This window comes from Chryseobacterium elymi, from assembly GCF_003385495.1.
In the GTDB taxonomy this organism is placed as follows: Bacteria; Bacteroidota; Bacteroidia; order Flavobacteriales; family Weeksellaceae; genus Chryseobacterium; species Chryseobacterium elymi.
Window position 1 is genome coordinate 261,408 of record NZ_QNUH01000003.1, and the last position, 15,874, is coordinate 277,281.

Sequence of the window (15,874 nt, forward strand, 5' to 3'; positions counted from 1 at the left end):
ACTAATAGGCTTTAATTAAACGGGCTCCAATATATGAGTTGATAGAACTGCTATCCGTTCCGTATGCGGCAAGAGATCCTCCGGACCCCCCAATAGTTGTTATCGTTGGAACAACTCTCAGCTCTGCACCAGCAGGTAAGGATATTGTTTGGGAAAAACTGGATGTTTTACTTCCCTGGGTGTCAATAATAAATATAATGGAGTAATTACTCTTGGTAACAACAGTTTCCCAAGCCGAAGCCGGAGTATATTTAACCTGTAGTGTTAACTTAAATTCTGTAACACCTATCTGGGCTCCCACACTGCCCCCGGTAAAACCAAGCGCTGCTGCTACGTCATACATTCCATTTTGTTTTATTGTCACCGAACTTGCATTTTTCATAAGAAGGTTATCAACAAGAACCTGACTTTTATCATCCGGTGCAAGATACTGGGGAGATCCTAAGGAAAGGCATATTCCAAGACCAAAAGCCAGGCAGGGAATTGTAATCCCGGAAGAAATTCCCAATCTTGAACCTTTAGGCTGAAAGATTCCCTGTATCTGTCTGGCCGGGTTCCAGGCAAAGCCGTCATACTTATAATACTGGTCATCAGCTTTATTATATATTACTCCACCTACAAGGTTAGGATAGTCGCTAAAAAGATCCGGTGATCCAGCATCATATTTAGGAAAAGTGGTATACGTATTGGAGTAGGGAAGTATTGCTCCGCTGATCCCGTCTTTTATTTTTAATATATTCTGATTGCTGGGAATGTTGTCACCAATAACTACTTGTGCATTTAAACCGCATTGAAATAAAAACACTAAAATTAATATTATCCTTTTCATTTTATTGCATATTTATTTTTTCAACAATAATCTCTGACACTGCATTTCCTGTAGTATTCATTGAAAAAGACAATATATTTCCTCCGATAATTCCGGTACAAACCCCTGTTCCAATGTTCTGGTTCCCATAAAACCTCAGTCTTAAATTGTCGCCTGCTTCAAAGCTACCTACATAAGTAAGAACCAGTGACTGTCCTACATCAATAGCTCCCGGAGATAAGCTTCCTAAGGATAATGCACCGCTGGTAGAACTGGTGGTATTATTTGTAATAGGCCTCCATGTAGCAGGAGCTGCTGCGGTACTTGTTTCCAAATCAACCTTTGAGTACAGATTAATTGTTACTCCTAAACATAACGCCGGTGTTTTAACATCTATAGCTCCACTTTTAAAAGAAATTTTATACAAACCTCTTGTCTTGATATTAATAACATTGCTTGTCGCTGATGCAAGAGAAACATCTGCTGAAATATCATTATAACTTGGGCTGGCACTTGTAAATGGAACATCTATTGCTCCTCCTGTTTGCGGGCAAAGTCTGTTTACCCCTCCACATCCCAATCCACACGTTCCGCAATCTGCCATTATGGCAGCGCTTCTTATAAAACGGGCCATTTTATTATTCTTTAAGGCTGTTACAATAGGATCTGAGATTTTCCATATCGTACCGTCATTCTGAACAATACTTCCTGTTTCTTTATTAAAGATAACAGACCCCTGAGTTCCGTTTCCTGTGGTACCAGCAACAGATGTCGGCAGTACTGAAGCGGTGTTAGCCCTTGGCAACCTAGCTGCGTTGTTGTCCTGTTTAACGTGTAAAAGTGATCTGGTGTCAGGTTGAAAACCTGGGGTTTTCGAAATCCCAACCTGTGCGTTAATCCTTATAAAACACATAAGGAATAAGAGGAAATAGTTGATTTTCATTATATTTTTTTTATCATTCTTTGTATTAAATGTATAAAAATATTATGACTTAAATCATAAAAAAATGTTAAATAAAAAATGAAAGAAATAAAACATCGATTTAAAGCAGGGTCTGGAAATCAAATAATCTATTTTAATGATTGAGAAAAGCAATTATTTCACCCGTTTCAAACATATTTTTTTATTTTTTTACAAAAAAAATCACCATTTTTTTAATCTAAAAAGGTGATTTATATTTTTCGTAGAAAATAATGAGTTTATTTCCGTACTCGTTTAGGCTTTTTTGCTTCTTCTTTAGCTCTTTCTTTGTCTATAGCTTCCTGTGCCTGATTAAACAGTTCATTATCCGCGGAATATTTTATTTCTTCATAATTAGGACTGTCCACAAGGATATCCTGCCATTTTTTGATCCGGTCTTTTGTATTCCAATTGAAATCGGAAAATTTTCTTTTCTCCGGTTCTATTTTACTCATTGGATAGGTATCGGAATTGGCACCTATGCTACATGATATAATCTGTAAGCCTCTTTCTTCAAACAAAGCTCCAATGATTCCACAACTAGAAAGGGTAATTCCTATTCTCTGAGGCTGCCTTGTTTCCTGATCTACATCATCAACATAAACAATTGACTGTGCATTTCCTACTACTCTGGCTTCTTTAATATCATTATTCTCATAGTAAACGGTCATGAATTTACCTTTTACCTGGTTAAACTCATCTTTAAGGTTTAATGAATCTACTTTGCTGATTGCGAAAGCATTTCCAATTACTTTAAGTGAATCTATATCTTCGGTCTTGGTATTAAAGTAAGCTTCAACTTTATCTCCGGTTACCTGTTTTTCGCCACTCCAAAGAATAGGATTGGTATACATATGCATAATGCCATCTGTTTCGTTGAAAGCAATAGAATCTGCTCTTCCCTGGGCGTTTGATTTGAAAATACGTGCTTTTTTATAAGCTCTTAAAAAGCTTTTCTTTACCGTAATATCTGCTGAATCAGGTTTCTGGTAGGAAAGTATTTTTTCCGCAGCGAAGTAAATAGAATCTTTTTCCATGATTTTAACGGCATAGGGGCTGCTGGTCATCATGGCAGAATCTTTTTTCTGGAAAACTTCTCCGTAACCTCCTTTGAGATACCTTCTTTCTATAGGATCATCGAGCGTAACGTTTCCTGTTGCTTTACCAAACCCGGTGATATTGTTAAAATACATATCATCCCCGGTAAGGATTTTGTCGTTATAAAAGATCTTAGAATTTTTATTAAGGAAAGCTTCCTTAGTTTCCATTCTATAGGTTCCTCTTTCGGTGTAAATCCTGTTTTTGGGATTGGCACGGTTGGTAATTGTAGTAGGTCCAAAAAATTCTGCAACTTTTGTATTTTGATTCTGTTTAATATTGGGACCTTCTATGATATAATCCGGACTGTCGATTTTAACGTTTCCAACAAAATCAATCATTTTAGTATTAAGAAAATACGTTGCAGATTTGGTATACATTACATTCTGCGCATCAGAAATAGTCCCTCCGGTATTAAAGTACGCCTGATTGGCAAGCCTGTCATAATAAAGGATATCTGTCTTTATAGTTTGCTTCGGATCGGTAAGGACAACATCTTTTTTAGCAACTCCTTTCTGAGTAACTCCATTGTACTCCATTTCATGGGCTGTAATCACCGAGCCGTCTGCATTTTGAAGCTTTGTATTACCTATAGCTTTTACCAAGCTTTGGTCATTGTACAGAATAACTTCATCAGCATAGAGAATAGACCCCTGATGCTCTATCTGAACGTGACCTACCATATACTGATTTCCTTCGTATTTGGTGTCTTTTTTAAATTCATCTGAATGGATAATCTTTACCTTATCTTCAGGCCTTACTGCCGGTAAAGGTTTACCTTTATTTTGAATATAGGGATCCATCTGCGTGGTTTTATTGTCCTGTGCGGAACTCAACGCAGAAATAAAAAGTAACAGAAAAAGAATTATTCTCATTAATTAATCATTCTTAGTACCATAGAAATACAGCGAATGCGAATCAATATTTACGCCAAATGCTTCTTCAATTGCTTCTTTAATTCCCTGGATTCTTGGATCGCAGAATTCTATGATCTCTTCAATTTCTTTATCAGAGCCTTTTTTGTAGATCACCAAATGGTCATGCTGCTTATCAAAGTAAGACTTCTCATAAGATGAAGAGGTCAGTGTTTTTTCTCCAAACTGATGCTTACGGATCAAACCTGCATCAAGGAAAATCTCAATAGTGTTGTAAATTGTTGCTTTTGAAACGTGATATTTCTTCTGCATCATAAGAAGATACAGATCATCCACATTGAAGTGATGATCCATACTATAAATCTCTTCTAATATCGTATATCGTTCAGGTGTGTTTCTGAAACCCTTTTCTAAAAGGTAGTTTCTGAGAACATCCTTGATCAAAGCAATATTTTTTTCTTTTTGTACTGTATCCATCAAAAAAATTATCTACAAATTTATTGATTTTTATTTAAATAGGCGATATGGTTTCTTACCCTTCGTTTTTAGGAATTATGACGGAAGAAACCGGACTGCTCGATCTTGTTATCATAAGCAGTAAGTTCTGTAATCGGGGCAGATTCCACTTCTACGTTGTGAGAAGATACACCCCAAGCTTTGAAATCATCGCTTCCAATGTACTTCACGAAGTTATAGATATTGAGGGTAATCTTCTGTTTAACAGTTAAAAGTATATCGTTAATATATGTATTATCAATAATTACATATTTCAGATCCGGTGGAATATTATGCGCTCTCAGAGACGGATGGCTGCTTCTTGATGGAATGGTTCCGTCTGCCATAAGGTCTTTCAGTACCATATTAAAATAATCGTTGATCCTGCGGTCTACTTTAAATCCTAAGAGGAAGTTAACTTTGTATACAGTTCCCGGCAGAATCTCGTCTACGGTATATTTGAAAGTATATGGATCTTCCTGGTTAACAATACTTAATATAAAATAATGATCCGCTCTTTTAGGCTGCTTCTTGATAATGGAATAGATAATTTTTGATTCTACTTCATCGTTTCTTTTGGCTCTGCTCAGGTAAGCAAGATTGGTTGCATATTTTGGAATGCTCTCGTCCAGCTTCATATCTTTTATGATAGAAACATATTTCTCTATTTTTACATACTGGATAAAGTTAGCCTTGATCAATCTTCCATTGTACCATGCATACATACAGACTGCGATAAATCCTCCCAGTACCATGGTCAGCCATCCCCCATCTACAAATTTAATTACATTTGCATAGAAGAATCCGGATTCCAGGAAAAGATAGACTATAGCAAATCCTATAATGAAAATTTTGTTGACTCTTGTACGGCTCAGCCAGAATAGCAACAGAATGGTTGTCATCAACATGGTAATGGTAATAGTAAGACCATACGCAGCTTCCATATGTTCTGATTTCTGGAAAAATATCACCACTACAAAACAGAACGCCATCAGCCCCCAGTTGATTCTTGGGATGTACATCTGCCCTTTGATACCTGAAGGATATTCAATGTGCTGATTGGGCCAGAAAGAGATAGACATTGCTTCTGAGAACATGGTAAATGAACCTGTAATTACAGCCTGGCTGGCAATGATTGCAGCAGCTGTAGCCAGAATTACTCCGGGAAGAACTGCCCATTGGGGCATGATTCCGAAGAAAGGATTCACTCCGTTGAATACCTGGTGATAGTTGTCAAGTAGCCATGCTCCCTGGCCAAGATAGTTTAGGATAAGCATCAGCTTAACGAAAATCCAGCTTACCCTGATATTTTTTGCCCCGCAGTGTCCTAAATCCGAATATAAAGCTTCTGCTCCCGTGGTACACAGGAAAACAGCACCCATAATCACAATAGCACTGGAAGAGTGGGTGATCAGGTTATAGGCATATATTGGATTAAATGCTCTGATGATTTCGATATGATCAAAAATGTGAACTGAACCGAAGACTCCCAGAACCAGAAACCATGTTACCATGATAGGTCCGAAAAATTTCCCGATAGAGGCAGTTCCAAACTGCTGTACAACAAAAATTACAAACAAAATTACGATGGTGATAATGACTACAGGTGTTTCAGGATTGTATATTTTGAGCCCTTCAATTGCAGACATCACTGTTAAGGAAGGGGTAATCACACTGTCTGCAACAAGTGTAGAGGCACCGATAATGGCAACCACATACAGCCATTTCTTCTTGAGCTTCTTTACTAGTGAATAAAGAGCAAGAATCCCCCCTTCGCCTTTATTATCTGCTCGTAAAGCAATGATTACATATTTCAGAGTGGTCTGAAGTGTAAGAGTCCATATGATACAGGATAACGCCCCTTCAATATATTCATCAAACGGCATAATGGATCCGTCCTTTCTTGCGTTAACAATTGCCTTCATTACGTAAAGGGGTGATGTTCCAATATCTCCGAAAACAATCCCAAGAGAAACTATAACCCCTACGAATGAGAGCTTTTTAAGGTCAAAATGATGACCTCCCTCTGTAACTTCTGCCATATCAGCCAATTTATTTTTAAACGCGCAAATTTATACTAATTTTATGACGTCAAGAACTATTCTTCATGAATAGAATAAATGAAAAAACTTCCTTTCGGAAGTTTTTCTCTATAATAGTTATTTTACGTACATCGCTTTTTTGATCTCCTCTTTCACTTTTTCAAGCTTAGGGAACCATTCTGCAAATAATGCAGCTGAGTATGGTGCAGGTGCGTCTGGAGTAGTAATTCGTTTGATAGGTGCATCTAGGTAGTCAAATGCCTTCTGCTGTACCATATAAGTAATTTCAGAAGATATTGAAGCGAATGGCCAGGCTTCTTCTAAAATCACCAGCCTGTTTGTTTTTTTAACAGAAGCTAAAACAGTATCGAAGTCAAGAGGGCGAACGGTTCTAAGGTCGATCACCTCTACAGAGATTCCTTCTTTAGCCATATCTTCAGCAGCCTGAATAGCCAGCTTCATGATCTTCCCGAAAGAAACTAAAGTAACATCTGTACCTTCTCTCTTGATATCTGCTTTACCTATTGGCAGGTAATATTCTTCTTCAGGAATTTCCATTTTGTCGCCATACATCTGTTCAGATTCCATGAAAATAACCGGGTCATTATCCTGGATAGCGGTTTTCAACAATCCTTTTGCATCGTAAGGGTTCGAAGGAACCACTACTTTAAGTCCCGGAACGTTCGCAAACCAGTTTTCAAAAGCCTGAGAGTGTGTAGCTCCCAATTGTCCTGCCGAAGCAGTAGGCCCTCTGAAAACGATAGGACAGTTCCACTGGCCACCACTCATCTGACGGATCTTTGCCGCATTATTAATAATCTGATCAATACCTACCAATGAGAAATTGAACGTCATATACTCTACAATTGGTCTGTTACCATTCATCGCAGCCCCTACAGCAATCCCTGTAAAACCAAGCTCAGCAATGGGTGTATCGATTACTCTTTTAGGACCAAATTCATCCAACATTCCTTTTGAAGCTTTATACGCGCCATTGTATTCTGCAACTTCCTCCCCCATTAAAAAGATGGATTCGTCTTTACGCATTTCCTCGCTCATTGCTTGTGCAATTACCTCACGAAAAGTATATTCTGCCATATTTATTTGAAAAATTTAGACTACAAAAATAGTGTTTTTTTATTAGTAACATAACAAAAAAGGCATCTCATTGAATGAGAAGCTTTAATTATTTAGTAAAAGAGGTTTTCTTATTATCTGTCTGTTTATTTATAGCTTTTCTACAACTGAACAAAACTTCAAATAAATACGGCATCTCAGAAATAAGATACCGTATTAAAATTTATTTAAAAATCTATTAATTCATTTTGTCCCAAACCTGGGTTCTTCCAAACATAGAAACTCCCATATATCCTCTTACATTCAGTTTGTCATCGTTTTTTGTAATGGTACATTTGTAAGTTTTACCTGTTTTTGGGTCGGTAATAGTTCCTCCGGTAAATTCATCCCCTTCTTTTTTAAGTCCTCTGATGATTTCCATTCCTAAGATAGGCTTCCCTTTTCTGTCATCCTTACATCCCGTACAGTTTGGATTCGCGGGTTTTATAAGCAGCTGGGAAACTTTTCCATAATATTTTCCATCTGATTTCTTATAGATCTCAACAATAGATTTAGCCTGTTTTGTTTCGTCATCTATAGTCTTCCATTTGCCTTCAATCTGTGCAAATGATAATACGCCAAACAGAGAAAGCACGAATGTTAATAATACTTTTTTCATATTTTTTATAGTTTTAATTTCAATAAAAGATTTTTGCTGTCTATTTACTGCTAAAAGTATAAATTAATTTTAAACAAACAAAAACTTTTATTATCCTTCGCATTATATAACAACACTTATACCAAAATTCATGATTTAAACATTTGCTAAGCATCAGTTAAGTTTCCTGTTCATCACCCGGTCCATATAATCCTGATACCATGCCTTTGCCGTCTGCATTTCTTTTTCTGTTTCCGGTGTTTTTACTTTTCCCATCAGGTTGTTAGTAAACCCAAGATCATTCTTTTCATATACTCCTGTGATTTCCCTGCCGTCGAAACGGTACATATGATTTCCAATAATGAACTGTTCCGAACTTCCATCTGAATTCACTATAATAGACGGATATTTTTTATCGCTTACAAGGCTTCTCCCCCAGCTTCTGATTTGTTTATTGTATCCGATAAGGTCTGCCAGCGTAGGATAGATATCTATTTGCTGCGCTGTTTCAGGATTCACGCCTTTAAGTTTATATTCCGGATTTGGGGAGTATAATATTAGAGGAACAGCAAAACGGTTCATAGCTTTTTCATACTCACCGTAAGCAATCTGGTTGGTATGGTCTCCTGTGAAAACGAAAATTGTATTATTGAACCAGGGTTCCTTTTTAGCAGTTTCAAAATATTTTTTGATGGCATAATCCGTGTATTGTATCGGTTCGTGCATTTCTATAGTTCCTTTTTTGAACTTCCCTTTATATTTTTCAGGGATTTTAAAAGGATGGTGTGATGACGCTGTAAATACTGTACTCATAAAAGGCTGTTTTTTCCCAACGTTTTTTGCAAAATACTGAAGAAACGGTTCATCCCATACGGCCCACATTCCGTCAAAATCTTCATCACGGTTGTATTCATTCTTCCCGAAATAATGCTTGAAGCCCAATATATTCCCAAATCCAAGGAAGCCCATGGATCCGTTCGGAGCTCCATGATAAAAAGAAGTATCATAACCCAGATCATTACAAACCGACACTATAGACTGAATTTTCTGATTGGAATACGGTGAGCTGGTAAAAGCATCGGTAAGGCTTGGAATTCCTGCCAAAACACTGCTCATCCCATGAATGGACTGTCTACCATTGGCAAAGGTATTAGGAAAAATCAAACTCTGGCCTGCAAGACTGTCTATAAAGGGGGTATAGGAAACATAACCGTTTATATTTTTGTCTTTATTAAAAGCTCCTGAATATTCTCTACCAAAAGATTCAACAATAAAAATGACAATATTGGGACGGTTCTCCACTTCCCTGTCGTATATCTTATAAGGCTGAATATGATCAGCAATATATTTTTCGTCTACAAAATGAACTTCTTTAAAGTTATTGGTTCCTAAAGTTCTGAAAAAAGAGAATGTACTGTTCAACACTATATTTCCCTGCAGGGGATTTGCTACAAAACGGTTGGCATCTACTAAATTAATGGGTCTTGTACTGTGCTTGAAATCTCCACGGATTCCTCCAACAGCTAAAACAGCCGTACCGCAAAGAACTACTACAGACCAGATAAAGTACGGAATAAGTTTTACAGGTTTCTGTTCTGTAATCTTTACCTTTTTATAAAAGAAAACCCAAAGCGCCATTAAAATAATGAACCATGCAAGAACAAAAGGATGCTGTCCTAAAGAAACCGTAAATACTTTAAAAATGTTGGTTTCATGTTTTGCAACCTCTAATGCTGTAGATGTTAATCTTGCCTGTGAAAATTTATAATAGACAAAATCACCGAAATTCATAATATAGGCAATTCCGTTGGTAATAAAGTACAGCCAGAATAAAACGGTCTGGTACACTTTCTTTGTATTGATGACAATCGGGATCAGACTTAACAGAATAAATAAAGCGTTGACATATAAGATCGCCGTGGTGTCAAAAGCTATTCCATGAAATGCCAGGTTGAAATAATCTGAAACGGAATCTACTTTGATGAGCTCTTTATTGAAATACCAAAACAAAAGCCGGGCAAACTGATAAAAAACATATGCTAAGAAAATCCGGTAAAAAAGGACCAGAACTTCTCGTTTTCTAAATTCTTTAAAAAATTTCATTCGACAAATTTACATCAAAAACCTATTAATGTATTTTTTCCTTCATAATATTTCAGGTTAAAATTTGGAAAAACTGTACTTTTGTTGACATGAATTTCATAAAAAATAATCTTGCCAATTTATTGACGCTTGCCAATTTATTTGCGGGCTGTGTAGGTGCAATACATCTTATTTTAGGAGATTACCAGACTACGGCCATCTGTCTCATTTTTTCTTCTGTTTTTGATTTTTTTGACGGGTTTGTAGCCCGGGCCCTAAAATCAAACTCCAATCTTGGACTTCAGCTCGATTCGCTGGCGGATATGGTAAGCTTCGGACTGATTCCCGGTCTTACGATGTATAAAGCGCTGGAACCTTTTGGAAATGAAATATTTGGGCTGCATCTTCCTTTTGATGTAAGCTATATTGGTCTTCTGGTGACTGTTTTTTCATGCCTCAGGCTGGCGATCTTTAACCTTGATGAGGAACAGCGTTATTATTTTAAAGGACTGAATACACCTACCAACACAGTATTGCTGTTTGGATTATATTATGCTTTCCAAAAAACAGGAAATTTTGGATTTTTATTTGAAAATTCTTTGTTCTTAGTTTTATTAACTATTATCACATCATGGCTTCTGATCAGTCCAATTAAGATGATGGCTATGAAGTTCAAATCTAAAAAGCTTCAGGACAATTACCCGAAAGTTTTTTTGCTGGGCGGCGGAATTGCTATTCTGGCCCTGTTTCAGATCGTTGGCATTCCAATGCTTGTTATTTATTATATAGTAGTATCATTGATTTTTCAGAAACAGCTGAAGTAGATATCAGATGTGAGACATCAGATTTTAGACCTTAGAAGTTACAAATTTAAAGATTAGCTATTTTCAAATTAACACATTATCAAATTTATAGACATGAATTTAAAACTCCATAAACCTCTCTGCATTTTTGACCTTGAAACAACAGGAACCAATATCGGAAAAGACAAAATTGTAGAGATCTGTATTTTAAAAGTAAATCCGGATGCCTCCAGAGAAAGCAAAACATGGCGCGTAAATCCGGAAATACCTATTCCGAAAGAATGCAGTGAGATCCACGGAATTTATGATGAAGACATAAAAGATGCTCCAACATTCAGAGAAATTGCTCCAAAAATCATGGAAATGCTTTCGGGAAGTGATTTGGGAGGCTTCAATTCCAATCGTTTTGATGTTCCGCTTCTGGCAGAAGAGCTGTTAAGAGTAGAAATTGATTTTGACCTCAGCAAATTCAGACTGGTAGATGCGCAGACTATTTTCCACAAGAAAGAACCGAGAAATTTAGGGGCTGCCTATCAGTTTTACTGTGGAAAAGTTTTGGAAAATGCGCACTCTGCGGAAGCTGATGTGATGGCCACTTTTGAAGTGCTGGATGCACAGGTGGGAAAGTATGACGATATCCCTAATGAGATTGCTCCTTTAAGCGAATTTACATTCCACAATAAGAATGCAGATCTTGCCGGATTCATTGGATATAATGAAAAATCAGAACCTGTTTTTAATTTCGGAAAATACAAAGGACAGGTGGTAAAAGCTGTTTTCCAGAAAGACCTGGGCTATTACGGATGGCTTCAGAACGCCGATTTTCCGCTTTACACGAAGAAAGTCTTCACAAAAATTCAATTGTCAGGTAAATTTTAAAAAAAATGCCAAACCTAGTTCGTTTTAAATTTTACGAAACTGCCCTTGAAGCCAACAGGGACAAGCAAATCCTTGCCGAAAACGGAGTGAACGGTTTCATTGCCAATGAGCAGCTCATCCAGTCTGACTGGCTGCTTTCACAGGCTGTGGGAGGTATTCAGCTTCAGGTTTTTGAAAATGATCTGGAAAAAGCGAAACAAATCCTGCAGGATTATAATGATAATGAAGCGTATTCATTAGAGGTAGAACATACAATTAAGGATCCTGAATTTGATTTTATATGCCCGAAATGTGGTTCAAACCATATTTACAGGAACGACAGGGCAACGAGTTTTTTTGGAATTTCCATTTTGGCAAGCCAGAAGTTTGTATGTTATTACTGCGGAAATGAGTTTACGCACTAATATCATTTAAATTAAAAATACTTCTTCGCGACTGAACTGCATTGGCAGATCTACAGTTGTTAAAATAAATAATTAAAGAGTTATGAAAATCATTTGTATAGGAAGAAACTACAGTGAACATGCAAAAGAATTAGGAAATGAAATTCCTGAAAAACCGGTTATTTTCATAAAACCCGATACAGCGGTTTTAAAAGGAAATGATTTTTACATTCCTGAATTTTCCAATGACGTGCACTATGAGCTGGAAGTTGTTGTAAAGATTTCAAAGGGAGGAAAATACATTCAGAAAGAGGTGGCTCACAAACATTATGAAGAGATCAGCTTAGGTATAGATTTTACGGCAAGAGATCTTCAGAGTGAGCTGAAATCCAAAGGTCTTCCATGGGAGCTAGCCAAGAGCTTTGACGGTTCTGCAGTGGTAGGCAACTTTTTCAATAAAGAAAATTATGATCTTGAAGGGCTGCAGTTTTCATTGCTACAAAACAAAGAAAAAGTTCAGGATGGCAACACAAAAGATATGATCTTCAGCATTGATGATATTATTGCTTTTGCTTCTCAGTATTTTACATTAAGAGTGGGTGATCTTATTTTTACCGGAACTCCAAAAGGAGTGGGAAAGGTGAATGAAAATGATATTCTTGAAGCTTATCTGAAAGATGATAAAATTCTTGATATTCGAATATTATAAGTATTTAACATGAAAATTTGGGCAATTTTTCTTATCTTTAAATAACAAAATTAAAGGTCATGATAAATATTGTACTACCCGTAGATTTTGGGGACAAAACAGAACAGCTTGTAGATGGAGCTGTAAAATTTGCAAAACAGCTGAACGGCAGAATTTTTCTGATTCACGTAGCACCTTCGGATATTGGTTTTGCTATCGGTGATATGGGATATCAATATTTTCCTGAAGTAGAAGCCAACGAGATCAGAGAGGAGCTTGTACAGCTGAATAAGATTGAGCAAAGGATTATTGCTCATGATATAGACTGTGAGCATCTATTAAAGCAGGGCATTGCAAAAGATACGATCCTGGAATATGCAAAAGCCAAAAATGCTGATTATATCGTAATGGGATCACACGGACGAAGCGGAATTTATGATGTTTTTGTAGGAAGTTTAACGAAAGGACTTACAAAAGATTCTCATGTTCCGGTACTGGTGCTTCCTATCCACGACTAGAGAAAATAAATTTTAATCGTTAATAAAAAAACCGATCAGACCAGAGTCCGATCGGTTTTTTACTATATAACCAATTAATTAACCTTCTTTTTTATAGATCTTAGGATCGTAATAAGGGTTCTTACCCTCAGTTGGAGAATAATAGTCTTTATCTTTATCACCACCTAGTTTTACTACCAATACATAGCACCAGTAAGTAAACAATACACAGCAAACGATAAATAAAATCCAGTTTAGAACATTTCCAAATGCATCAAAAAAACCGAAGGCCCATTTGAAAACTTTACTTAAGAATAACCAGAAAGACGTCATTATTTTCCTTTTTTAAATTAACTTTGTACAAATTTATAAAAAATGTTTAAATTACTTTCAAAAGAAAGCAATATTTTTTCAATTCCTGTTTATATTGGTTTTCTTCTTTTAGTAGTCATAATATTTAACATACTGAATTTCAACACTTATGAGGCGATTATCGCAGGAATAACTTTCCTGGGAATCGCTTTGGGATATTTTTGTTTTCACAGTATTGCCCTTAATTACCAGACGCATCTGCCGTTATTTTTATATACATTTTTTATTTTTGGACTTTATCCGGGAAATCTGGATATCGGAATTGCCGTTGCACTGCTTACCAATTCTTTTCTGCTGCTGCTTTTAACCAGTGCAGATGAAGACATCAGGAAGAAGTCTTATGTTCTGGTAGGAGCCATAGTTGCCCTGAATTTTATTTTTCTTCCTACTACATGGCCCATGGCTCTTTTTGTAATCGCTCACGTAATTGCAACATCTCAAAAAATAAGCTTGAATCTTTTCAGGTTCCTTTTGGGAACTGTATTGATCGCTTTCAGTTATTTTTCGATCATGTTCTTTTTCCAGTTTACTACATGGAATATTGATTATTTTCCTTTTGGAAAAATGAGACCGATGACGGATTATACTGAGTTGCTTCCTTTAATACCTATTCTCCTGATGCTTATTTATGCGGTATATGACCACTTTAAAAACTATAATAAGAAAAGCCCGATAAGCAGATATAAGTATACATTTTTGCTTGTATTCTCACTGGCCCAGTTGGTAACTATTATTCTGTACATGAATAAAAACTATGAATATTTACTGCTTCTGGCATTCCCATCGAGCATTATCCTGAGCAGGATGATGAGATTTTTGCCTAAATACTGGATGCAGGAGGTGAGCTTATGGCTTATCATTATAAGTTTGATTGCTTTTAAAGCAGGTACGTATTTTAATTTATTTTAAAGATTATGATTCAGATAGACGATAAATTGATTTCCGAGGATATTTTTTCCGAAGAATTTGTTTGCAACCTTACGAAATGTAAAGGTGCATGTTGTGTGGAAGGAGATGTAGGTGCTCCGCTAGATAAGGATGAACTTGAGATTTTAGACCGTATTTTTGATAAAATAAAGCCTTATCTTACTCCGGAAGGCATCAAAGCCCTTGAGGAACAGGGAACATGGACAACTGATCCGGAGGATGGAATGTACGTTACGCCCATGGTAGAAGACCGCGAATGTGCATATGTAACTTTCGACGAAAGAGGAATCACGAAATGTGGTATTGAAAAAGCTTATGAAGATGGTGCCGTAGACTGGCAGAAACCGATCTCATGCCACCTCTACCCGATCCGTGTCACGGAATATTCTACTTTTACTGCCCTGAACTACCACGAATGGAGTGTATGCAGCGATGCCTGCACGCTTGGGAAGGAATTACAGGTTCCTGTTTACAAGTTCCTGAAAACTCCACTGACCAGAAAATATGGTGAAGAGTTCTACAGTGTTTTAAGCGAGGCTGCTGATGAATGGAAAAAAGCATACGGCTCTTAACCAATAAAAAAAGCAGACCAATATATATAGCGGATTTCTGATTTCACATATATTCTAAAAGGGAAAAAAACAAATCTTAAGAGTTCAACTCTTAATTTTGTATGCTGATCACTGGGCATTCTTCAAAAAGATTAGGAAGGATTTTAAGAATACAATTTAAATTCGCATTTTTGTAAAAAAACCGGCTATGCAAAAAGATAAATTACGCACAATCAGAAAACAAAAGGGCTATACACAACAGCAGATTGCCGACATCATCGCTACTGATGTATCTAACTACAGCAGAAAGGAAAGCGGTGATGTAAGAATTTTTAAAGATGAGTGGGACAAAATCTCACGGTTTCTGGATCTTCCCGTTGAGGAAATTTATGAAGATGATGAAACTAATACCATCATTCAGAATCCGGTATTTAATGATAGTCCGGGATCTTATGCCATGGGAAGCGTTACTAATTTTAATAATGAAATAAGTCTGTCTATTATAAAGAATCTTCAGGAATATATAGAACTGCTGAAGGAAGAGATCAAAAAGATGAAGGAAGAAAAAAAATAAACTAGATTTTTCTTGAACAGCAATTTTTCCAGATTAACTTCTTTATTACTTTAAAGGCTAGCTCAGGCATATGTTAACTCTGTTAACACAATAGAAACCGCAGACTGATCTGCGGTTTCTATTTA

17 protein-coding genes are annotated in these 15,874 nt (G+C 36.6%); 8 read left to right on the top strand and 9 right to left on the bottom strand.

Annotated elements, in window-relative coordinates; genetic code table 11:
* Position 1: 1 nt before the first annotated feature.
* The 8 genes from DRF60_RS05140 to DRF60_RS05175 form a co-directional block, all read right to left on the bottom strand.
* Positions 2-829 (bottom strand): hypothetical protein, encoded by an 828-nt coding sequence (locus DRF60_RS05140; protein WP_116011029.1) that lies wholly within the window; start codon positions 827-829, stop codon positions 2-4.
* A gap of 1 nt (position 830) precedes the next feature.
* A complete protein-coding gene (locus tag DRF60_RS05145; protein WP_116011030.1) occupies positions 831-1,751 on the bottom strand; it encodes a hypothetical protein in 921 nt (306 codons plus the stop codon).
* A gap of 257 nt (positions 1,752-2,008) precedes the next feature.
* Positions 2,009-3,742: an OstA-like protein gene (locus DRF60_RS05150; protein ID WP_116011031.1), complete on the bottom strand. Its 1,734-nt coding sequence runs from the start codon at positions 3,740-3,742 to the stop codon at positions 2,009-2,011.
* A 3-nt stretch (positions 3,743-3,745) separates the two neighbouring features.
* Positions 3,746-4,219, bottom strand: a complete 474-nt coding sequence (locus DRF60_RS05155) for a Fur family transcriptional regulator (protein WP_034706517.1) — start codon at positions 4,217-4,219, stop codon at positions 3,746-3,748.
* Positions 4,220-4,287: 68 nt separating this feature from the next.
* Positions 4,288-6,279, bottom strand: coding sequence for a KUP/HAK/KT family potassium transporter (locus tag DRF60_RS05160; protein WP_116011032.1), 1,992 nt, complete (start codon positions 6,277-6,279; stop codon positions 4,288-4,290).
* Between the two features lie 117 nt (positions 6,280-6,396).
* Complete coding sequence (locus DRF60_RS05165) at positions 6,397-7,377, bottom strand: pyruvate dehydrogenase complex E1 component subunit beta (RefSeq protein ID WP_034709939.1); 981 nt, start codon at positions 7,375-7,377, stop codon at positions 6,397-6,399.
* A gap of 217 nt (positions 7,378-7,594) precedes the next feature.
* Entirely contained in the window at positions 7,595-8,014 is a 420-nt protein-coding gene (locus DRF60_RS05170) for a DUF2147 domain-containing protein (RefSeq protein WP_116011033.1), read from the bottom strand.
* 153 nt (positions 8,015-8,167) lie between these two features.
* Positions 8,168-10,096, bottom strand: coding sequence for an LTA synthase family protein (locus tag DRF60_RS05175; protein WP_116011034.1), 1,929 nt, complete (start codon positions 10,094-10,096; stop codon positions 8,168-8,170).
* 89 nt (positions 10,097-10,185) lie between these two features.
* On the opposite strand from DRF60_RS05175, the gene DRF60_RS05180 reads away from it, so the two are divergent.
* The 5 genes from DRF60_RS05180 to DRF60_RS05200 all read left to right on the top strand — a co-directional run bounded on the left by DRF60_RS05180 (position 10,186) and on the right by DRF60_RS05200 (position 13,346).
* Positions 10,186-10,899, top strand: a complete 714-nt coding sequence (locus DRF60_RS05180; protein ID WP_116011035.1) for a CDP-alcohol phosphatidyltransferase family protein — start codon at positions 10,186-10,188, stop codon at positions 10,897-10,899.
* A 93-nt stretch (positions 10,900-10,992) separates the two neighbouring features.
* Positions 10,993-11,757, top strand: coding sequence for a 3'-5' exonuclease (locus DRF60_RS05185; RefSeq protein ID WP_116011036.1), 765 nt, complete (start codon positions 10,993-10,995; stop codon positions 11,755-11,757).
* A 5-nt stretch (positions 11,758-11,762) separates the two neighbouring features.
* Entirely contained in the window at positions 11,763-12,161 is a 399-nt protein-coding gene (locus tag DRF60_RS05190; RefSeq protein WP_116011037.1) for a putative signal transducing protein, read from the top strand.
* Positions 12,162-12,243: 82 nt separating this feature from the next.
* Positions 12,244-12,849, top strand: coding sequence for a fumarylacetoacetate hydrolase family protein (locus DRF60_RS05195; protein ID WP_116011038.1), 606 nt, complete (start codon positions 12,244-12,246; stop codon positions 12,847-12,849).
* Between the two features lie 59 nt (positions 12,850-12,908).
* On the top strand, positions 12,909-13,346 hold the full coding sequence (locus tag DRF60_RS05200) for a universal stress protein (protein WP_116011039.1): 438 nt from the start codon (positions 12,909-12,911) through the stop codon (positions 13,344-13,346).
* Positions 13,347-13,424: 78 nt separating this feature from the next.
* On the opposite strand, the gene DRF60_RS05205 is transcribed toward DRF60_RS05200, so the two are convergent.
* Positions 13,425-13,658: a DUF6341 family protein gene (locus DRF60_RS05205; RefSeq protein ID WP_111956350.1), complete on the bottom strand. Its 234-nt coding sequence runs from the start codon at positions 13,656-13,658 to the stop codon at positions 13,425-13,427.
* A gap of 42 nt (positions 13,659-13,700) precedes the next feature.
* On the opposite strand from DRF60_RS05205, the gene DRF60_RS05210 reads away from it, so the two are divergent.
* The 3 genes from DRF60_RS05210 to DRF60_RS05220 all read left to right on the top strand — a co-directional run bounded on the left by DRF60_RS05210 (position 13,701) and on the right by DRF60_RS05220 (position 15,749).
* Entirely contained in the window at positions 13,701-14,606 is a 906-nt protein-coding gene (locus DRF60_RS05210) for a DUF6427 family protein (protein ID WP_116011040.1), read from the top strand.
* A 5-nt stretch (positions 14,607-14,611) separates the two neighbouring features.
* A complete protein-coding gene (locus DRF60_RS05215; RefSeq protein ID WP_116011041.1) occupies positions 14,612-15,196 on the top strand; it encodes a DUF3109 family protein in 585 nt (194 codons plus the stop codon).
* Positions 15,197-15,383: 187 nt separating this feature from the next.
* Complete coding sequence (locus tag DRF60_RS05220) at positions 15,384-15,749, top strand: helix-turn-helix transcriptional regulator (protein WP_116011042.1); 366 nt, start codon at positions 15,384-15,386, stop codon at positions 15,747-15,749.
* Positions 15,750-15,874 lie beyond the last annotated feature (125 nt).